The following is a 16,810-nucleotide window of genomic DNA, read 5'->3' as shown; positions in this document are numbered from 1 at the left end:
GTCACCCAGGTTCTGCCGGGCCCGCACGAGCAGCGGCTTTGGCAGGACCGACGCCCCACCGGCCTAGGTCGACGGCCACCTGGACGTCGAGCACCACATCGAGCCCGTCAATGCGGCATGCCGTGACCGAGGCGCGCATCGCCGAGGCGATCCGGGTGGCCTGCGCACACGCCCCGTCCGGACCGGATGCGACCGCGCCCGCCGCGCCCAACGCCGCCAGATCCGCTGCCGCCTGGGCTCGGTGCCGCGCGATCACCGCGGCGCCCAGGTAGGCGGCGCAGGCCGTGAAGATCAGCAGGATCGCGATCATGGCCGCGGCCAGCAGGCTGGCCGAACCGCGATCACCCGACACCGGGTTCCGGTGCGGCCGCCGCTTCGGCCGAGACGGTGAGCCCCGGCAGTGCTGCGGGGACGCTGACGCGCGCCACCACCAAAGCACCGTCCCGGCGGATCTCGACGACTGCAGCGCGCGGGGCGATGCGCCGGGCCACCTCCGTCGCCGAGCCGGCATCGCCGCGGGCCGCCAACCGGGCGGCCTCCCGTGCCGCATCGACGCACCGAACCTGCGCCGACACCGCGCTGAGCCCACCGGCACACAGGACGAGAACCACCACGAGCGCGGCGATCGCGAAGGCCGCTTCGACGGTGACGGCGCCGTCATCGCCTAGACGTTGGTGTTGAGCGCGCGGGTGATGATGTTGGTCAGTGCACTGACAATCGAATCCCCGGTCACCACCGTATAGAGGATGGCGCCGAACGCCGCAGCGGCGACCGTGCCGATCGCGTATTCGACTGTGGACATGCCGGATTCGTCGAGCATGAGCAATGTCATGCGCAGCCGAATTTCCCGAAACGTGTTTGCTCCCATGGTTTTCCCTCCTGTTGTTCACAACAATCCTGATCCCAGCACATCACCGGCAAGGCCGACGACCACCGGCACTATTCCCAGACACACGAACGCCGGCAGATAGCACAATCCGAGCGGGCCCGCGACGAGCACCGACGCACGCTCGGCGGCCGCATCCGCTGCGGCCGCCGCATCGTGGCGAGATTGGCCGGCCAGGTCCGCCACCCCATGCGCCAATGCCGTGCCCGAGGACGCCGACCGGCGGGCCAACCGCAACAGGGCATCGACGTTCTTATCTTGTGGTAACGCGTCATTCGTCCACGCGATGGCCGGGTCGGCACCCAGCGCCAGTAGCTCGGCGGCACGGTTGAGCAGCTGGGCCAGGGCCGGTGGTGCCGACGGCGCGGCGGCCGAAGCTGCGCTCGGCACGGCCATACCCGCGGCCAGGCACGCCGCGAACAGGTCGAAGGCCGATGCGGCGGCCAGCGGATCGTCGGCGGGCACCCGTGGCGGCGTCCGAACCTGCACCGCGGCGGGAGCGACCCTCGTCCGGACCCGGGCCGGATGGGCGCCCACGAGCAGCGCAGCCGCGAGAAGTAATGCCGCCCAGCTCATCTCAAAACGCCCGCGGTGATCCGCTCCGACCACAGTAGGCCGGCACAGGCCAGCAACACGCCGATGACCAACAACCAGCCACCGACCCCAGGGGCCAGCAGGAACGCAAGCGGCTCGGCGCCGATCCCCTGCCCCAGTGCTATCCCGGCCACGGGCAACCCGGCCAATACGGTTGCGGTGGTTCTGGGTCCCGCCATCGCCGCGCTGACCCGCGCCGAGAAGCGTTCCCGCTCAACGATGTCCTGCTGTGCGGTGCTCATCAAGGTGCCAATCGAAAGACCATGTGCCTGCGCCAACCGCCAACATGCCGCGAGCCGTTGCCAGTGCACGGGCAGCTGGGACTTGCCTGCCACGTCCTCGAGTCCGGCGGCGACGTCCGCACCGAGCCGGGCCCGGGCCGCGACCGCACCCATGCCTTCGCCCACCGGGCCGGAAACCTCGCCTGCGGCGGTACTGAACGCGCTCACCGGATGAGCGCCGATGCGCAACTCACCGACCAGGACGTCCAGCGCGGCTTGCAAGGCGTCGGACTCTTGCCGACGAACTCGTTCTCCTGCGTGCCTACGGCGCCGCAGCGCCACCGTGGCCCCGATCGCGCCCATGGCCAGCGCCACCGCCAACGGAACCAGCCACGCCACCGCCCCGGCCGACACCACCACGACGGGCAGTGCCCGCACGCGTCGGCGCCCCGGGCGTAGCCGCCGCAACTCGGTGAGGCGCCGTGGCGCGGCAGGCCAGACCAGCAGCGCTGCGGCAAGCGCCAGGGCGGCGCCCGTCACGGTAGCCCCCGCTCTGCGAGTCGGGTGTTGAGAATCTCTGCGCCACAACCTGATCCGGTGTCGGCATGCCAGGCGGTCAGGACGTCGAGGGTGCCGTCACGGCCACGCTGCAGCACCGCGATCTCGGTGAGCCGCCGCCTGCCCGCGCGGTCCCGGCCGACGTGCATCAGCACCTGCACCGCGGCCGCCAACTGGCTGTACAGGGCTGCCCGGTCGAGACCGCCGAGCGCACCGAGGGCCTCCAAGCGAGCGGGCACCTCGGCCGGGCTGTTCGCGTGCACGGTGCCCGCACCGCCGTCGTGCCCGGTGTTCAGCGCGGCCAACAGGTCGACCACCTCGGCGCCTCTGACCTCACCGACGACGATCCGGTCGGGCCGCATCCGCAACGCCTGCCTGACCAGGTCGCGCACGGTGATCTCGCCGACCCCTTCGACATTGGCGCCGCGCGCAACGAGTTTCACCAGATGCGGGTGCGGCGGGTCCAACTCGGCAGCGTCCTCCACACACACGATCCGCTCATGGTCGGCCACCGCCCCGAGCGCCGCGGACAGCAGCGTGGTCTTGCCGCATCCCGTGCCACCCGAAATCAGGAAAGCCATTCTGGCGCCGATGATCCGGCGCAGCAGGCTGGCGGCCTCCGGCGCGATCGCCCCCGACCCGACCAGGGTTTCGAGGTTCTGGGTGGCAGGCCGCAACACCCGCAGAGACAGGCAGGTGCCGCCCGTGGCCACCGGCGGCAACACCGCGTGGAGGCGAACCGTGAACGAGCCGATGCCGCTGAGCTGGCCGTCCACCCACGGCTGCGCCTCGTCGAGCCGGCGCCCCGCCAACAGTGCCAACCGCTGCGCCAGCCGCCGCACCGCGGCTTCGCCGGCGAACCGGACAGCGCTGCGGCGCAACCCGTTCCCGTCGTCCACCCACACCGCGTCGGGCGCGGTGACCAGGACGTCGGTGGTGCCCTCGGCGCACAGTAACGGATCGAGGAGGCCGGCGCCGGTCAGCTCGGTCTGCAGGACCCGCAGGCTGTTGAGCACCTCCGTGTCGCCGAGCAGGCCACCGGACTCGGCGCGGATCGCCGCGGCCACCACGTCGGGACTCAGTGGGGAGGCCTCCGCTACCAGCCGCTCACGCACCCGGTCGATCAGCGATGCGCTCATGCCGCCGCCAAGGCCGGGTGCTGGGCCAACACGGTGAGCACCCGGCGCGCGGCGCCGGTAAGCGGTGACCCCCTGCGCAGCCGCAGCCCGCCCCGCTCGAGGTGGTCGTGAAGGCCTGGCTGTGGCCGCATAGCCGCAAGCAGGGGCAGATCCACGATGCGGGCGACCTCGGCGGCCCGCAGCCCGCCGGGTGCCGGCCCCCGCACCACCACACCGGCATTGGGATTACACGCGAGAATCCACGGCCGGGCAGCCGCCGCCGCAACGCACGACCGCACGTCGGCAGGCGTGAGCAGAACGACGAGATCAGCCGCGTCCAGCGCGGTCTCCGCCGCGGCGGTGCAGCGTCGCGGCACGTCGCACACCACGGTCACCCCACCACGGCACCCTGCGTCGATCACCGCACCGAGCGGTCCGGAGTCGATGTCGACACCGGTACGTCCACTGGACAGCACGCTGACCCCGTCACGGCGTGGCAGCGCGTCGCGCAGCGCCGGATAGCCCACCCGACCGCCCTTCAGCGCCAGTTCCGGCCAGCGCAGGCCCGGCTCGTCCTCGCTGCCGAGCACCAGGTCGATACCGCCGCTCCACGGATCGGCGTCGATGAGCAGTGCCCCTGAAGCTGACTGAGCGGCTGACTGCGCCAGCGCGACCGCGAACACCGTGGCGCCGGCACCACCCCTGGCTCCGACGACGGCAACCGCGGGCCCTCGCCCGGCGTCGTCGCGGCCGGCCGCATCGGACAGTGCTGCCACCAGTTCGGCGTCCTGCCCCGGCAACGTGACGACATGTTGTGCGGCCACTGAGATCGCCGCCTGCCAGTCCGCGGGCCGCGGGTCGGCACGGCCGATGAGCACCACTCGGTCCCGGCGTGGCAGTGCCCGTTCGGCACACCGCTGTGCGGCAGCGGCGTCGAGCAGGACCGCCGCGGCACCCGTCCACACCTTGCGGCTCGATGGATTGTCGACATGCACGAGCCCCACGCCCGCGGCAGCGGCCACCCGGTCCACGTCCGCACGCAGCAGCGGGTCGCCGATCAACGCGAGTACGTCGCTGCTCAGGTTCTGGTGAGTGGCCATGTGCCAACCATGCGGCCGGGCGGGGTCGCGGCACCATCACCAAATCGCGGATTGTGGATGGAAATCAAGCTGGGGATAACCGCAGTTGACAGGTGTTAAAACGACGTTCCGCAACCGCCACGGCAATCTTGGCGATGTTTGCGGAGACTGATCCTTCCCCAGAAAGAAGACGACCCCCGCCAGGGGGGGAGGAGGCGGAGGTCGTCGCGTATCAGCCCCGGGGGGTCGGGCTGATACACCCTCGGCATAAGCCGAGTAATGCTCACTATACACACGGAACTGCCAAAAGACGCAAGGAACGCATCTGCGGGTTACCGGCGTGCACTTCACCTTTCGCGTTCCGCAGAATGTGTCGTGAACTGCCATTTTGCACTCTCGGACGGATATCGCACCACGGCTGCCTCTATGCTGGCGCTTGTGACCGCATCCGATCGGGCTGCAGGGGAATCGAACACAACGCAACCCGGCCCACCGAACGGTCGGCCGGTGCGCACGGCAGCATTCTTCGACCTCGACAAGACCGTGATCGCCAAGTCGAGCACCCTCGCATTCAGCAAACCCTTCTTCGATCAGGGTCTGCTGAACCGCCGTGCCGTCCTCAAGTCGACCTATGCACAGTTCCTGTTCCTGATGTCGGGCGCCGATCACGATCAAATGGACAGGATGCGCAGTTACATCACCAACATGTGCACCGGTTGGGACGTCGAGCAGATCAAGTCGATCGTCGGCGAGACACTGCACGACATCGTGGACCCACTGGTGTTCGCCGAGGCCGCCGAACTGATCGCCGATCACAAGTTGTGCGGCCGCGACGTCGTGGTGGTTTCGGCGTCCGGTGAAGAGATCGTCGCGCCGATCGCCAGGGCTCTTGGCGCCACCCACGCGATGGCCACTCGCATGGTGGTCGAGGACGGGCGTTACACCGGCGAGATCGCGTTCTACTGCTACGGCGAGGGCAAGGTCGAGGCGATCCGAGCACTCGCCGCCCGCGAGGGCTATTCGCTCGACCACTGCTATGCGTACTCGGATTCGATCACCGACGTCCCGATGCTCGAAGCGGTGGGCCACCCGACCGCAGTCAATCCCGACCGCGCGCTGCGCAAGGAAGCGGCCGGGCGGGGTTGGCCCGTACTGACTTTCACCAAACCGGTGTCGTTACGCGACCGGCTCCCGGCCCCGTCCGGAGCCGCCGTCGCCACCACCGCGGCGGTGGGGATCAGCGCGCTCGCCGCCGGCGCGCTGACGTACTCGTTGCTGCGCCGGTTCACCTTCTGAGCTACCCGCTGTAGTAGCTGGAAGCGCAGGCGTAACGATCCGGACTCGCGGAGAATTTGACCCTTGCTGTGACTGTGGTCACGGAGTACAAAGGAACCACGGAAGCTTGGCGAGGCCAAGATGTAGCCGGAAGAGAAGGCTAGATCTCCCGAACCAGGCTCCTAGCACGGGTCCCGGCACCCACGCGGAGCACATGCCGCGGAATAGGCAAAAGTGTTGCGGGCCTGCGTGATTGCGAAGAGCGGACGGTTACGACGGCTCCTTGGGTGGAGTTGCAGCTGAAGCGCATCGCAAGGACGCCGAGGCCACCCACGCAACCCACCATTGCACGCTTGGTAACCGGAACCCGTGCTAGCGGGCGGCGAGCCGAACACAGTTCGGAACGTCGCCCGCTTTGCGTTGCTGGTGACGTCTCAGCCGGCCGCGCCCTGGGCGATCTGCAAGGCTTCGCGGGCCCCTGCATGCAGGGCCTGACAACTCAGCAGCAGCCACGCCGTCAGACCGTCCGGCGTGCCCGACGAGAATCCGCGCAGCGCGGCCCGGTAATCACCGGGCTTGCGCATCCAATGCACCTCGGGGACACCAAGGCCGTGCGGATCGAGCCCGCTGGCGATCGTCACCAACCGAGACACCGCGCGAGCCACCACCCCGTCGGCCGAGCCGAACGGCGCCAAGGCGAGCAGTTCGCCGTGCGCGACGGCGGCCAGTATCGGGGCGGGCATCCGGGACCCGCCGGTCAGCATCTCCACCAACAGCTCCAACCGGGGTCCGACGGCGGGGTCGGACCGCGGCCGGCCCAGGTGCTCGTCATCGGTCAGATCGGCCGCCGCCAGTGAATGCAGCCGCGCAAGAGCCTGCAGTGGGGCGCGTTGCCAAACCCCGACCAGGGTCGTCGCACCACCCTCAAGTGCTTCGGCGACCCGGATCGCGCCTGCGGTCACCGCGTCCGGTTCACCCTCGGGAGAGAGTTGTATCGATCCACCGTCGAGCACCGCCGACGCCCGTGCAGCGCGCATCGCTGCTTCGGCAGCGGTCTGCGGCCAACCCCGCAGATTGACCTTGTGCCGGTGAGCCCGGCCGAGCGCCTCGCGGGCCTCTTCACTGGCTTCGGCCACCCCGGGCAGATCCAGCAGTGGGGCGAGCGGATCGGTCATCCGAGCGGAGCGAGAAAATCGGCCATGGGCACACGCTAGCCGACCGCTGAACTCGCCTTGTCCGACCGTTCAGCGCATCAGGGCCACCGCCCGGCAACAGTCATGTGAGGACCCAACGCCTGTGCAACGTTTGGTGACTAGGCTCACAGCCATGTCGAACCCGTCAGTGACGCACGCCGAAGTTCCGTCAGCCTATCCGCCGCCCGCCGATTTCGCGGCCAATGCCAACGCGACGGACCAACTGTATGCCGAAGCCGAGCAGGATCGACTGACGTTCTGGGAGAACCAGGCGAACCGGCTGACCTGGCAGACCCCGTTCACCGAGGTACTGGACTGGTCGGAGGCTCCGTTCGCCAAGTGGTTTGTGGGCGGCAAGCTCAACGTCGCCTACAACTGCGTGGACCGCCACGTCGAAGCAGGCAATGGCGATCGGGTGGCAATCCACTGGGAGGGTGAGCCAGTCGGCGATTCCCGCACCCTGACCTACGCCCAGCTCAAGGACGAGGTCTGCAAGGCCGCCAATGCGCTGACCGATCTGGGCCTGGTCGCCGGCGACCGCGTCGCCATCTACATGCCGATGGTGCCAGAGGCCATCGTGGCGATGCTGGCGTGCGCGCGGCTCGGTGTAATGCACAGCGTCGTGTTCGCCGGGTTCTCGGCCGCTGCGCTGAAGGCACGCATCGAGGACGCCGAGGCCAAGCTGGTCATCACCACCGACGGGCAGTACCGCCGCGGCAAGGCTGCGTCGCTCAAGGCCGCGGTGGATGAGGCGGTTGACGGTCAACCGTCGGTCGAGCACGTGGTTGTGGTGCGGCGCACCGAAATCGACGTCAACTGGACCGACGGCCGCGACCTGTGGTGGCACCAGATCGTGGAACCGTCGTCGCCGCATCACACTCCGGAGGCGTTCGACTCCGAGCATCCGCTGTTCCTGCTCTACACCTCGGGGACCACCGGTAAGCCCAAGGGCATCGTGCACACCTCGGGCGGTTACCTGACCCAGTCGTCCTACACCCACCACAACGTGTTCGACGTCAAACCGGAGACCGACGTGTACTGGTGCACAGCCGATATCGGCTGGGTCACCGGGCACACCTATATCGTCTACGGGCCGCTGTCCAACGGCGTCACCCAGGTGGTCTACGAGGGCACCCCGACCTCGCCTACCGAGCACCGTCATTTCGAGGTCATCGAAAAGTACGGTGTGACAATCTATTACACGGCTCCCACCCTGATCCGCACGTTCATGAAGCTGGGCCGTCAGATACCGGCCGCTCATGACCTGTCGAGCCTGCGACTACTGGGTTCGGTCGGTGAGCCGATCAACCCGGAGGCCTGGCGCTGGTACCGGGAAGCGTTCGGCGCCAACAAGACTCCGGTGGTAGACACCTGGTGGCAGACCGAGACCGGGGCCATCATGATCTCCCCGCTGCCCGGCGTGACCGCTGCCAAGCCCGGCTCGGCGATGACCCCGCTGCCCGGCATCTCGGCCAAGATCGTCGACGACGACGGCAACGATCTTGTGCCCGGTGCCGACGAGGCCGAACACGTGACCGGTTACCTGGTGCTGGATCAACCGTGGCCGGCGATGTTGCGGGGCATCTGGGGCGACCCGGAGCGGTTCAAGGACACCTACTGGTCGCGGTTCGCCGAGCAGGGCTGGTATTTCGCCGGCGACGGCGCCCGATATGACTCCGACGGCAACATCTGGGTGCTCGGCCGCATCGACGACGTCATGAACATCTCGGGCCACCGCATCTCGACCGCCGAGGTGGAGTCGGCACTCGTCGGCCATTCCGGAGTCGCCGAAGCGGCCGTCGTCGGCGCATCCGATGACACCACGGGACAGGCGATCTGCGCGTTCGTCATCCTCAAGGCCTCTGCGCACGGTGGCGCCGAGAACATGGTCGAGGAACTGCGCGCCCAGGTGGCCACCGAGATCTCCCCGATCGCGCGCCCCCGCGAAATTCACGTGGTGCCCGAGTTGCCCAAGACCCGCAGCGGCAAGATCATGCGCCGTCTGTTGCGGGATGTGGCCGAAGGCCGCGAACTCGGCGACACCTCAACACTGGTCGACCCGAGCGTGTTCGAGGCGATCCGCGCCAGCAAGTAATCCCCACGCCCCGCTCCGCGGAACAGCGTTCCCGGTTGTTAATCGCGCGATTTAACGACCGGGAACGCTATTCCGCGGGAGGCCTAAGTCAGCCGATCGGGACGAAACCCGTGCCAGGGCGATTCTTGGCGGTGATGTCGGCCAACTGGGTGTTGAACGACATCGTCACGGCCGGGGTGTGCAGGGGCACGAACTTCACCACGCAGGTCGGCAGCTCTTCGGTGAAGGCGCCGTGGATCATGCCGACAAGCCGGTTGTTCACGGTCACCGGCGCACCGGAATCACCTGGCTGGCCGCACACCTGGTTGACGATCGTGCCCGGATCCTGGCCCGGCCCCCATGTCACGCCACACGAGTAGCCCGTGGTGCGGCCCAGCTTGCATGCCACATCACCGAACACCGGATCCGGGCCGAGGCCGTCGATCTGGAAACCGTTGACGTTCTTGGTCGGCGCCACCTTCGCGGGATCGAACTGGATCACCGCGTAGTCCAGTGCATCGTTTCCGGCGACCATCGTGCCCAGCACACCGGCGTTAGGCGCACCTTCCGCCGTCACCGTGGCGCCAGGTCCCCCACAGTGCGCCGAAGTGAAGCCGATGAGCCGGCCCGCGCTGTCGTGGCCGATCGCGGTGAGCGTGCAGAACGAGTCCCCGTTGACGACGATGCCGGACCCGCCGCCGAGCGCGACCGGCGGGTCGGCGTGCGCGGGGGCCGGCGTCAGCAACGCGACGAGAGTCGCCACAGATGCCAAAATCAACAGCTGCCAGCGGTGCCTGGTGGCCAAGTGTCCCCCAATCGACGCGCCCGACCCGCGCAACCTCAATCGAATATGAGCAGTCTACTTGGCCCGGTTCGCTGGCCGGGATCGTTTACCCCGGCACCGCATGGCAACATGAACCGCGAAACCGCATTGGATTCGGGAGGAAGTATCCGTGAGCATTGGTGACCGTAAGAACGGTGTTCCGGCAACGGTGACCTCGATTCCGCTGGTGGATCCGAACGCCCCCAAGCCGGACCCGTCGATCGGCGATCTGGTCAAAGATGCCACGACGCAGGTCTCCACCTTGGTGCGCGCCGAGGTGGAGCTGGCCAAAGCCGAGATCACCCGTGACGTCAAGAAGGGCCTCACCGGCAGCATCTTCTTCATCGCCGCCCTGGTGGTGCTGTTCTACTCGACGTTCTTCTTTTTCTTCTTCCTCGCCGAGCTCCTCGACACGTGGCTGTGGCGCTGGGTGGCGTTCCTGATCGTGTTCGGCATCATGGTGGTGGTCACAGCGGGGCTGGCGCTGCTCGGCTTCCTCAAGGTGCGACGCATCAAGGGTCCACAGCAGACCATCGAATCGGTCAAGGAGACGCGTGAGGCGCTCACACCGGGCCACGATAAGAGCACCGCGCTGACGGCTGCGCCAGGCAAGCAGGCGTCCGACCCGTCAGGCTGGTAGTGCCCCCACCCGACCCGTCGGTCACCCGGATCGACGGGCCCTGGCGTCATCTACAGGTGCACGCCAATGGCATTCGGTTCCACGTCGTGGAGGCCGGATCCACTGACCCGACACCGACTTCCGAGGCCGCTGCCGAGCGGCCCCTGGTCATTCTGCTGCACGGCTTCGGTTCGTTCTGGTGGTCCTGGCGTCATCAGCTCACCGCGCTGACGGGCGCCCGCGTCGTCGCGGTGGACCTCCGCGGTTACGGCGACAGCGACAAACCGCCCCGCGGATACGACGGCTGGACGCTGGCCGGCGACACCGCCGGCCTGGTGCGTGCACTGGGACACAAGACCGCGACACTGGTGGGCCACGCCGACGGCGGCCTGGTGTGCTGGGCGACGTCGGTCCTGCACCCACGCGTGGTCCGGGCGATCGCCGTGGTGAGCTCACCGCATCCCGTCGCGCTACGAGCCTCGGCCCTGACCCGGCGAGATCAAGGGCTGGCCCTGTTACCCCCGATGCTGCGCTACCAGCTGCCCAGGTGGCCGGAACACACCCTGACCCGGCGCGGCGCCGACGAGTTGGAGCAGTTGGTGCGCAGCCGGGCAGGCGCGGAATGGCAAGGAAGCCAAGATTTCTCCGAGACGATGGGATATCTGCGCCAAGCGATCCAGATTCCAGGGGCGGCGCATTCGGCGCTGGAGTACCAGCGCTGGGCGGTACGCAGCCAACTGCGGGCAGAAGGCCGGCGGTTCATGCGGTCGATGAAGCGGCCGGTCAACGTCCCCGTGCTGCACATGCGCGGCGATGCCGACCCCTATGTGCTGGCCGATCCGGTGTACCGAACCCAACGGTTCGCCCCGCACGGCCGATACGTATCGATCACCGGCGCCGGGCATTTCAGCCACGAGGAACAGCCCGACGCGGTCAACGAACAGCTGCACAGGTTCCTGGCCCAGCTGGGCGGCGGTTGATCAGGAGTTGATGCAGACGCCGGTCGGCACCCGTTCGGTGCTACCGATCTTGGCGAGCTGACGTTCCACTTCCTTGGCGGTGAGCACGAAACCGGTGTCGACATCGTCGACCGCCGCGCCGAACACCACGCCGAGCACCTTGCCGCTGCGGTTGATCATCGGGCCACCCGAATTACCTTGCCGCACTGTTCCTCTGACCGTGTAGACCTCACGGGTGACCGTGGTGGTCCGGTAGATGTCGGGGCCGTTGAGCTCGATGATCTCGCGGACTCTGGCCGGGGTCGCGAGGAAATCGCCACCGCCCGGGTAACCCATCACCACAGCGTCGGTGCCCTGCGGCGCAGGTTGCTCGGCGAACACCAGCGGTGCGGTAGGCAGGTTCGGCACGTCGAGGATGGAGATGTCGGCGTTGGGATCGTAGGAAACCACGCCCGCGTCGTAGGTCTGCCCGTCGACCTCGACGGTCACGCTGTCCGCCCCGGCCACCACATGGGCATTGGACATCACCCGATTGGGGGCCACCACGAACCCGCTGCCCTCCAGCACTTTCTGGCAGCTCGGCGCGATACCGCGGATCTTGACCACGCTCGGCCGGGTCGCAGCGACCACGGCATCGGTGGCCAGCGTGGCGTCGGGGGCGTCGACGTTGACGATCGGGGTGCGTCCGAACGGCTCAAGCACATCGGGCAAGCCCGAGGTGTCGAGCAGTCCCGACAGCCGCGTCGGCACCGTCCGCAGCCAGCTCGGCGCTACCTTGTCGACTTCGGACAGCACTCTGGAGCCCTTCACCGCCGCGGCCAGATTCGGCTGATCCGACGCGGTCAACAAACTTCCGAGAAGCCAGGCGGCCACCAGGACAGCGACCAGCATCAGGCTCACCCCGACAGCCGAGTCGAACACGCGCAAGAGCGGATTGCGGATGGTGCCGCGCACGGCGCGTCCCAGCACCACCCCGGCGATCTCCCCGATCACCACCAGCGCAAGGATCAGGAACAACGTCGCGAACAACTTCGTCCGGTCACCGCTGACGTGCGGAATGACGTGCGGGGCCAGCAGCACCCCGGCCACGGCACCGAGCACGACGCCCATGAAGGACATCAGTGAGCCCAGCGCGCCTGACCGCCAGCCGGAGATGGCGGCGATGAAGGCGATGCCTAGTACGGCGAAATCAAGCCAGAGCGAAGGTGTCATCTATTTCCAAGTTCGACGGTGGGCTTCACCGTAGCTGTTCTCATGTCCGACGAGCGCCATTGCCTCCTCGAGTTCACGTACATCATCGGTGTCCCACGGTTCGGTCCACCCCGCGACATCCAGAATGGCCGAGATGATCTGACCGGTGAAACCCCACACCAGCATCTCGTTGAGCAGAAACGCCGGACCGGCGAACCGGCTGGTGTTGGCCTCGCGGTACACCATCAGCCGGTTCTCCGGGTTGACGAAAGCACGCAGCGGCACCCGCGCCACGACCGCGGTCTCGGATTCGTCGACCACGGCAACCGGCCCGGGATCGGGCGAGTACGCCAGCACCGGAACCACGTGAAAACCCGACGGCGGGATGAACATCCGGTCCAGCGTGGCCAGCGGACGCAGCCGGGTCGTGTCGACGCCCGTCTCTTCGGCGGCCTCGCGAAAGGCCGTCGACACCGGGCCCTCGTCACCGGGATCGGTGGCACCGCCGGGGAAAGCGGCCTGCCCGGCATGGTGGCGCAGCGTCGACGCCCGCACCGTCACCAGCAGGTCGGCATCGGCGGGCAGGGCCGCAGCAGGGGAATCGGGCGGGCCGGAGAACAGCACAAGCACGGCGGCGTCCCGGCGGGCACCGGCCCGCGCGGCCTCGTTGTTCGCCTCGACGATCGTGGCAAGCACATCCGGTGGGACCCGTCGGCGGTACGCGTGCGGCACCCCGTCCAGGTTGTTCACGAGTGGCTTGAGCCAACCTGGGGCGGCGTCGGGAAACAGCCCGTCGCGCGTCGACCTCACCCCGCGTGCTCCTGTCGGCTAGAGCGGATCTTGTCCTCGACCGCCGCCGCGATCTCGTCTGCGTTGACGAACGAGCGGGGCAGGATCTCGGCAACGCTACCGTCCGAACGCAGCACGACGGTCGCAGGCATGACGTTGGGCACCTTCAGCGCAGCCGCGACCAGCCGGCGGCCATCCTGCAGCGTCGGCAGCCGCACGCCGAGTTCGGCCAGCCGCACCAACGCCGCCGTCTCGTTCTCATCCTGGTGCACGGTCAGCACCAGAACGTCGGGGTTTCTGCGTTGATACTCGGCCATCGCCGGCAGTTCGTCGGCGCACGGGCCGCACCAGTACGCCCAGAGATTCAGCACCACCGCACGCCCGGCGAGCGCAGCGGCGACGTCGACAGGCGCACCGTCGCCGGCACAATCCAAGGTGATGCCAGCCAGCGCCTCCGGCCCCGGGCCTCGGCCCGGTGTGGGGCAGGGCGGCAGGTCAGCGCGGGCGCGCGGGCCGGCGAGCGCCTCGGGGGTATCGGCGTCGCGGTGATCGCGGGCGGTCAACGGCGCGGCATCCGGCGCCGCTTCCGGATCGTCACGCAGCTCCAACCAGAACGCCGTGCCCAGGGCCAACAAGACCACGAGCACCACCACCGTCCAACGGGCCGAGACGCTCATCCGCTACAGCCCGGCCAGCGCCAGCAGATGCTCGGTCTCGGGACCTTTGACCAGTGCCGCCGCGGTGAGGGGATCGGTGGGGCCTGCGCCGAAGGACGGACAGTCCTTGGACAGCACACAGACGCCGCAGGCCGGTTTGCGCGCGTGACACACCCGGCGGCCGTGGAAAATCACCCGATGGCTCAGCAGTGTCCACTCACTGCGTTCGATGAGGTCACCGACCGCGAACTCCACCTTCACCGGATCCTCCTCGGCGGTCCAGCGCCACCGGCGCACCAGCCGCCCGAAATGGGTGTCGACGGTGATCCCGGGGACGTCGAAGGCGTTGCCGAGGATGACGTTGGCGGTCTTGCGGCCGATCCCGGGCAGGGTCACCAGCTCATCGAGGTTGTCGGGGACCTTGCCGTCGAATCGGGCCACCAACTCCTGACCGAGCCGAATCAGCGAATTCGTCTTGTTCCGATAGAACCCCGTGGGCCGGATCAACTCCTCCATCTCGGTGCGGTCGGCCTGCGCGTAGTCCAGCGCCGTGCGGTACTTCTTGAACAACGCCGGGGTGGTCAGGTTCACCCGCTTGTCCGTGCTTTGCGCGGACAAGATGGTGGCCACGGCGAGCTCAAGCGGGTTGGTGAAGTCCAGCTCGCAGTACACGTGCGGAAATGCTTGGGCCAGTGCACGATTCATCCGGCGGGCGCGACGAATCAAACCGAGGTGAGTTTCGGTGTCCCAGTTCTTGGGACGAGCTGTTCTTGCCGCTCGGGCGGCACCCGCTGTCACGCATGTCAGGGTAGTCACCCGGTCTGACACCTCTCGTACAGACCGCGGATCTGACCGGTGACGATTCGTGACCCCGTTGAGACCTGGGCCGTGTTAACTACTGCCTTGTGTCATGGTTGCTGGTAGCGCTCATCCCCGGGTTGCTCATGCTGGCAACGTTCGGGCTCGACCGACTCGAAGCTGGATTGACCCGCGAACGACCTGTCACCAAGGCCAGATCCTGGCCCCGCATCCCGACCATGTCCTATGAGTCGGCCCGAGTCGACGGACCCGACAGCCTGGACGACTTGCAGCGACGGTTACGTGAGCGGCACCTCGCGGTTGAGACGTTGGCGGGCGGCATCGAGAGTGAGCGTTTGCCGACACGGTGCTACGACCAGCACGGGATCAATCCGGAGTTTCAGCCGACTCGCCATGCCAATCGTGTGTAGCGTGGGCTAGTCGCGAAACCGCGTACCTCTAGACTGATCAGGAATTATCAGTCAGAGGTCATTACACCCAATAGCTTAAGGGGCAACGTGGACGAGATCCTGGCCAGGGCCGGAATCTTCCAGGGAGTCGAACCCACCGCCGTATCGGCGCTGACCAAGCAGTTGCAGCCCGTCGACTTCCCGCGCGGGCATACCGTGTTCGCCGAGGGCGAGCCGGGCGACCGGCTGTACATCATCATCTCCGGCAAGGTGAAGATCGGCCGCCGCTCACCGGACGGCCGGGAGAACCTGCTGACCATCATGGGTCCGTCGGACATGTTCGGTGAGCTGTCGATCTTCGACCCGGGCCCCCGGACCTCGAGCGCGACCACCATCACCGAGGTGCGCGCCGTTTCCATGGACCGTGACGCCCTGCGCGCGTGGATCGCCGACCGGCCCGAGATCGCCGAGCAGCTGCTCCGCGTGCTCGCCCGGCGCCTGCGTCGCACCAACAACAACCTCGCCGACCTGATCTTCACCGACGTGCCCGGTCGTGTGGCCAAGCAGCTGCTCCAGCTGGCCCAGCGGTTCGGCACCCAGGAGGGTGGCGCATTGCGCGTCACGCACGATCTCACTCAGGAAGAGATCGCCCAGCTCGTCGGCGCCTCGCGTGAGACGGTCAACAAGGCATTGGCCGACTTCGCCCACCGCGGCTGGATCCGTCTGGAGGGCAAGAGCGTGCTGATCTCCGACTCCGAGCGCCTGGCCCGCCGCGCCCGCTAGCTTTTCAGGCGCGTAGGTAGTCGAGTTGGGCTTGCACGCTCCACTCGGCGGCGTCCCACAGTTTCTGGTCGACATCGGTGTACACATGCTCGACGATCTGACGTGCACTGGCGTCGTCACCGAGAACCTGTAGCGCGCCACGCACCTGGTCCAGCCGTTCCTCCCGGTGGGCCAGGTACATCGCGGCCACCGCCGCAAGGTCGCCGAGTTCGGGACCGTGGCCGGGCAGCACAGTGCGTCCGCCGAGGCCTTTCAGCCGATTCAGGGACTGCAGATAGTCACGAAGGCTGCCGTCCTCGGTGTCGATGACGGTCGTGCCGCGCCCCAGCACGGTGTCCGCAGTCAGCACAGCATCACCGAGCACGAACGACAACGAGTCCGCCGTGTGGCCCGGCGTGGCCATCACCGTGATCCGCAGCCCCGCCGCGTCGATCACCTCACCATCGGACAGCGGGCCGCCCAGACCGCGCAGGAATCCGCTGCCCACCGAACGGACTACCGCACCGGTCGCATCGACGATCTTGTCGATGCCACCGGTGTGGTCCTCATGCTTGTGGCTGATCAACACGAGGCTGATCTTGCCCAACTCGGCGATGCGGGCGATGTGCTCGTCGTCGTCGGGTCCGGGATCCACGACCACCATCTCGTCACTGCCCGGCGCGCGCAGGATCCAGGTGTTGGTGCCCTCGAGCGTCATCAGCCCGGGGTTGTTGCACAGCAGCACCGAGGCCGACATCGTGTCTGTTTCGACGACCGGCCTCAGCAGCCCGTAGGCCGGGTGCTC

19 protein-coding genes and 1 pseudogene are annotated in these 16,810 nt (G+C 67.8%); 6 read left to right on the top strand and 14 right to left on the bottom strand.

The features are described 5' to 3' along the window. Position 1: 1 nt before the first annotated feature. From ABQF30_RS17640 to ssd, 7 genes and pseudogenes are all read right to left on the bottom strand, one after another. Complete coding sequence (locus tag ABQF30_RS17640) at positions 2-352, bottom strand: Rv3654c family TadE-like protein (RefSeq protein ID WP_448466058.1); 351 nt, start codon at positions 350-352, stop codon at positions 2-4. Further along, positions 342-644 (bottom strand): annotated as a pseudogene (locus ABQF30_RS17635) (TadE family type IV pilus minor pilin); the annotation flags it as partial. The pseudogene ABQF30_RS17635 and the gene ABQF30_RS17640, both read right to left, overlap by 11 nt. A gap of 20 nt (positions 645-664) precedes the next feature. After that, complete coding sequence (locus tag ABQF30_RS17630; protein WP_448466056.1) at positions 665-868, bottom strand: DUF4244 domain-containing protein; 204 nt, start codon at positions 866-868, stop codon at positions 665-667. Between the two features lie 18 nt (positions 869-886). After that, positions 887-1,462, bottom strand: a complete 576-nt coding sequence (locus ABQF30_RS17625) for a type II secretion system F family protein (RefSeq protein ID WP_448466054.1) — start codon at positions 1,460-1,462, stop codon at positions 887-889. Continuing rightward, the gene (locus ABQF30_RS17620; protein ID WP_448466052.1) at positions 1,459-2,241 is read right to left on the bottom strand and encodes a type II secretion system F family protein; all 783 of its coding nucleotides are present in this window, start codon (positions 2,239-2,241) and stop codon (positions 1,459-1,461) included. Before ABQF30_RS17620 ends, ABQF30_RS17625 begins: the two co-directional genes overlap by 4 nt. Further along, on the bottom strand, positions 2,238-3,398 hold the full coding sequence (locus tag ABQF30_RS17615; RefSeq protein WP_448466050.1) for a TadA family conjugal transfer-associated ATPase: 1,161 nt from the start codon (positions 3,396-3,398) through the stop codon (positions 2,238-2,240). The genes ABQF30_RS17620 and ABQF30_RS17615 overlap by 4 nt, the downstream gene beginning before the upstream one ends. Then, positions 3,395-4,477 (bottom strand): septum site-determining protein Ssd, encoded by a 1,083-nt coding sequence (ssd, locus tag ABQF30_RS17610; protein ID WP_448466048.1) that lies wholly within the window; start codon positions 4,475-4,477, stop codon positions 3,395-3,397. Before ssd ends, ABQF30_RS17615 begins: the two co-directional genes overlap by 4 nt. Before the next feature lie 405 nt (positions 4,478-4,882). On the opposite strand from ssd, the gene ABQF30_RS17605 reads away from it, so the two are divergent. Next, a complete protein-coding gene (locus ABQF30_RS17605; protein WP_448466046.1) occupies positions 4,883-5,752 on the top strand; it encodes an HAD-IB family hydrolase in 870 nt (289 codons plus the stop codon). Positions 5,753-6,165: 413 nt separating this feature from the next. Here ABQF30_RS17605 and ABQF30_RS17600 read toward each other — a convergent pair whose 3' ends face one another. Continuing rightward, a complete protein-coding gene (locus tag ABQF30_RS17600) occupies positions 6,166-6,906 on the bottom strand; it encodes a Fic family protein (RefSeq protein WP_448466045.1) in 741 nt (246 codons plus the stop codon). A 151-nt stretch (positions 6,907-7,057) separates the two neighbouring features. Between ABQF30_RS17600 and acs the strand changes: the two genes are divergently transcribed. After that, on the top strand, positions 7,058-9,019 hold the full coding sequence (gene acs / locus ABQF30_RS17595) for an acetate--CoA ligase (RefSeq protein ID WP_448466043.1): 1,962 nt from the start codon (positions 7,058-7,060) through the stop codon (positions 9,017-9,019). Between the two features lie 88 nt (positions 9,020-9,107). On the opposite strand, the gene ABQF30_RS17590 is transcribed toward acs, so the two are convergent. Next, positions 9,108-9,803, bottom strand: a complete 696-nt coding sequence (locus ABQF30_RS17590) for a S1 family peptidase (RefSeq protein WP_448466041.1) — start codon at positions 9,801-9,803, stop codon at positions 9,108-9,110. Positions 9,804-9,951: 148 nt separating this feature from the next. Between ABQF30_RS17590 and ABQF30_RS17585 the strand changes: the two genes are divergently transcribed. Together ABQF30_RS17585 and ABQF30_RS17580 are read left to right on the top strand one after the other, a co-directional pair. Continuing rightward, entirely contained in the window at positions 9,952-10,461 is a 510-nt protein-coding gene (locus ABQF30_RS17585; RefSeq protein ID WP_448466039.1) for a phage holin family protein, read from the top strand. After that, positions 10,461-11,420 carry an alpha/beta fold hydrolase gene (locus ABQF30_RS17580; protein WP_448466037.1) on the top strand — a complete coding sequence of 320 codons (960 nt, stop codon included), beginning with the start codon at positions 10,461-10,463 and terminating at the stop codon, positions 11,418-11,420. The genes ABQF30_RS17585 and ABQF30_RS17580 overlap by 1 nt, the downstream gene beginning before the upstream one ends. On the opposite strand, the gene marP is transcribed toward ABQF30_RS17580, so the two are convergent. From marP to nth, 4 genes are read right to left on the bottom strand one after another with little or no spacing between them, the layout of a single operon-like run. After that, positions 11,421-12,611: an acid resistance serine protease MarP gene (gene marP, locus ABQF30_RS17575; protein WP_448466035.1), complete on the bottom strand. Its 1,191-nt coding sequence runs from the start codon at positions 12,609-12,611 to the stop codon at positions 11,421-11,423. Then, positions 12,612-13,400: an NUDIX hydrolase gene (locus ABQF30_RS17570; RefSeq protein WP_448466033.1), complete on the bottom strand. Its 789-nt coding sequence runs from the start codon at positions 13,398-13,400 to the stop codon at positions 12,612-12,614. Then, positions 13,397-14,056, bottom strand: a complete 660-nt coding sequence (locus ABQF30_RS17565) for a TlpA family protein disulfide reductase (RefSeq protein ID WP_448466031.1) — start codon at positions 14,054-14,056, stop codon at positions 13,397-13,399. The genes ABQF30_RS17570 and ABQF30_RS17565 overlap by 4 nt, the downstream gene beginning before the upstream one ends. A 3-nt stretch (positions 14,057-14,059) precedes the next feature. Continuing rightward, on the bottom strand, positions 14,060-14,833 hold the full coding sequence (gene nth, locus ABQF30_RS17560) for an endonuclease III (RefSeq protein WP_448466029.1): 774 nt from the start codon (positions 14,831-14,833) through the stop codon (positions 14,060-14,062). 107 nt (positions 14,834-14,940) lie between these two features. Between nth and ABQF30_RS17555 the strand changes: the two genes are divergently transcribed. Further along, a complete protein-coding gene (locus ABQF30_RS17555) occupies positions 14,941-15,264 on the top strand; it encodes a hypothetical protein (RefSeq protein ID WP_448466027.1) in 324 nt (107 codons plus the stop codon). Between the two features lie 87 nt (positions 15,265-15,351). Further along, on the top strand, positions 15,352-16,026 hold the full coding sequence (crp, locus tag ABQF30_RS17550) for a cAMP-activated global transcriptional regulator CRP (protein WP_003883807.1): 675 nt from the start codon (positions 15,352-15,354) through the stop codon (positions 16,024-16,026). 4 nt (positions 16,027-16,030) lie between these two features. Here the strand turns inward: crp and ABQF30_RS17545 are convergent, their stop codons facing one another. Continuing rightward, positions 16,031-16,762 (bottom strand): MBL fold metallo-hydrolase, encoded by a 732-nt coding sequence (locus ABQF30_RS17545; RefSeq protein WP_448466589.1) that lies wholly within the window; start codon positions 16,760-16,762, stop codon positions 16,031-16,033. Positions 16,763-16,810: the final 48 nt, after the last annotated feature.

The organism is Mycolicibacterium sp. XJ870 (assembly GCF_053483975.1).
This window is presented reverse-complemented; position numbering and strand designations above follow the sequence as displayed.

What these genes read in the sequence shown, in the direction of transcription:
- ABQF30_RS17630 (WP_448466056.1), bottom strand. Translation starts at nt 868, where the DNA reads ATGGGAGCAAACACGTTTCGGGAAATTCGGCTGCGCATGACATTGCTC.
- ABQF30_RS17625 (WP_448466054.1), bottom strand. Translation starts at nt 1,462, where the DNA reads ATGAGCTGGGCGGCATTACTTCTCGCGGCTGCGCTGCTCGTGGGCGCC.
- ABQF30_RS17615 (WP_448466050.1), bottom strand. Translation starts at nt 3,398, where the DNA reads ATGAGCGCATCGCTGATCGACCGGGTGCGTGAGCGGCTGGTAGCGGAG.
- ssd (WP_448466048.1), bottom strand. Translation starts at nt 4,477, where the DNA reads ATGGCCACTCACCAGAACCTGAGCAGCGACGTACTCGCGTTGATCGGC.
- ABQF30_RS17605 (WP_448466046.1), top strand. Translation starts at nt 4,883, where the DNA reads ATGCTGGCGCTTGTGACCGCATCCGATCGGGCTGCAGGGGAATCGAAC.
- ABQF30_RS17600 (WP_448466045.1), bottom strand. Translation starts at nt 6,906, where the DNA reads ATGACCGATCCGCTCGCCCCACTGCTGGATCTGCCCGGGGTGGCCGAA.
- acs (WP_448466043.1), top strand. Translation starts at nt 7,058, where the DNA reads ATGTCGAACCCGTCAGTGACGCACGCCGAAGTTCCGTCAGCCTATCCG.
- marP (WP_448466035.1), bottom strand. Translation starts at nt 12,611, where the DNA reads ATGACACCTTCGCTCTGGCTTGATTTCGCCGTACTAGGCATCGCCTTC.
- ABQF30_RS17565 (WP_448466031.1), bottom strand. Translation starts at nt 14,056, where the DNA reads ATGAGCGTCTCGGCCCGTTGGACGGTGGTGGTGCTCGTGGTCTTGTTG.
- ABQF30_RS17545 (WP_448466589.1), bottom strand. Translation starts at nt 16,762, where the DNA reads ATGTCGGCCTCGGTGCTGCTGTGCAACAACCCCGGGCTGATGACGCTC.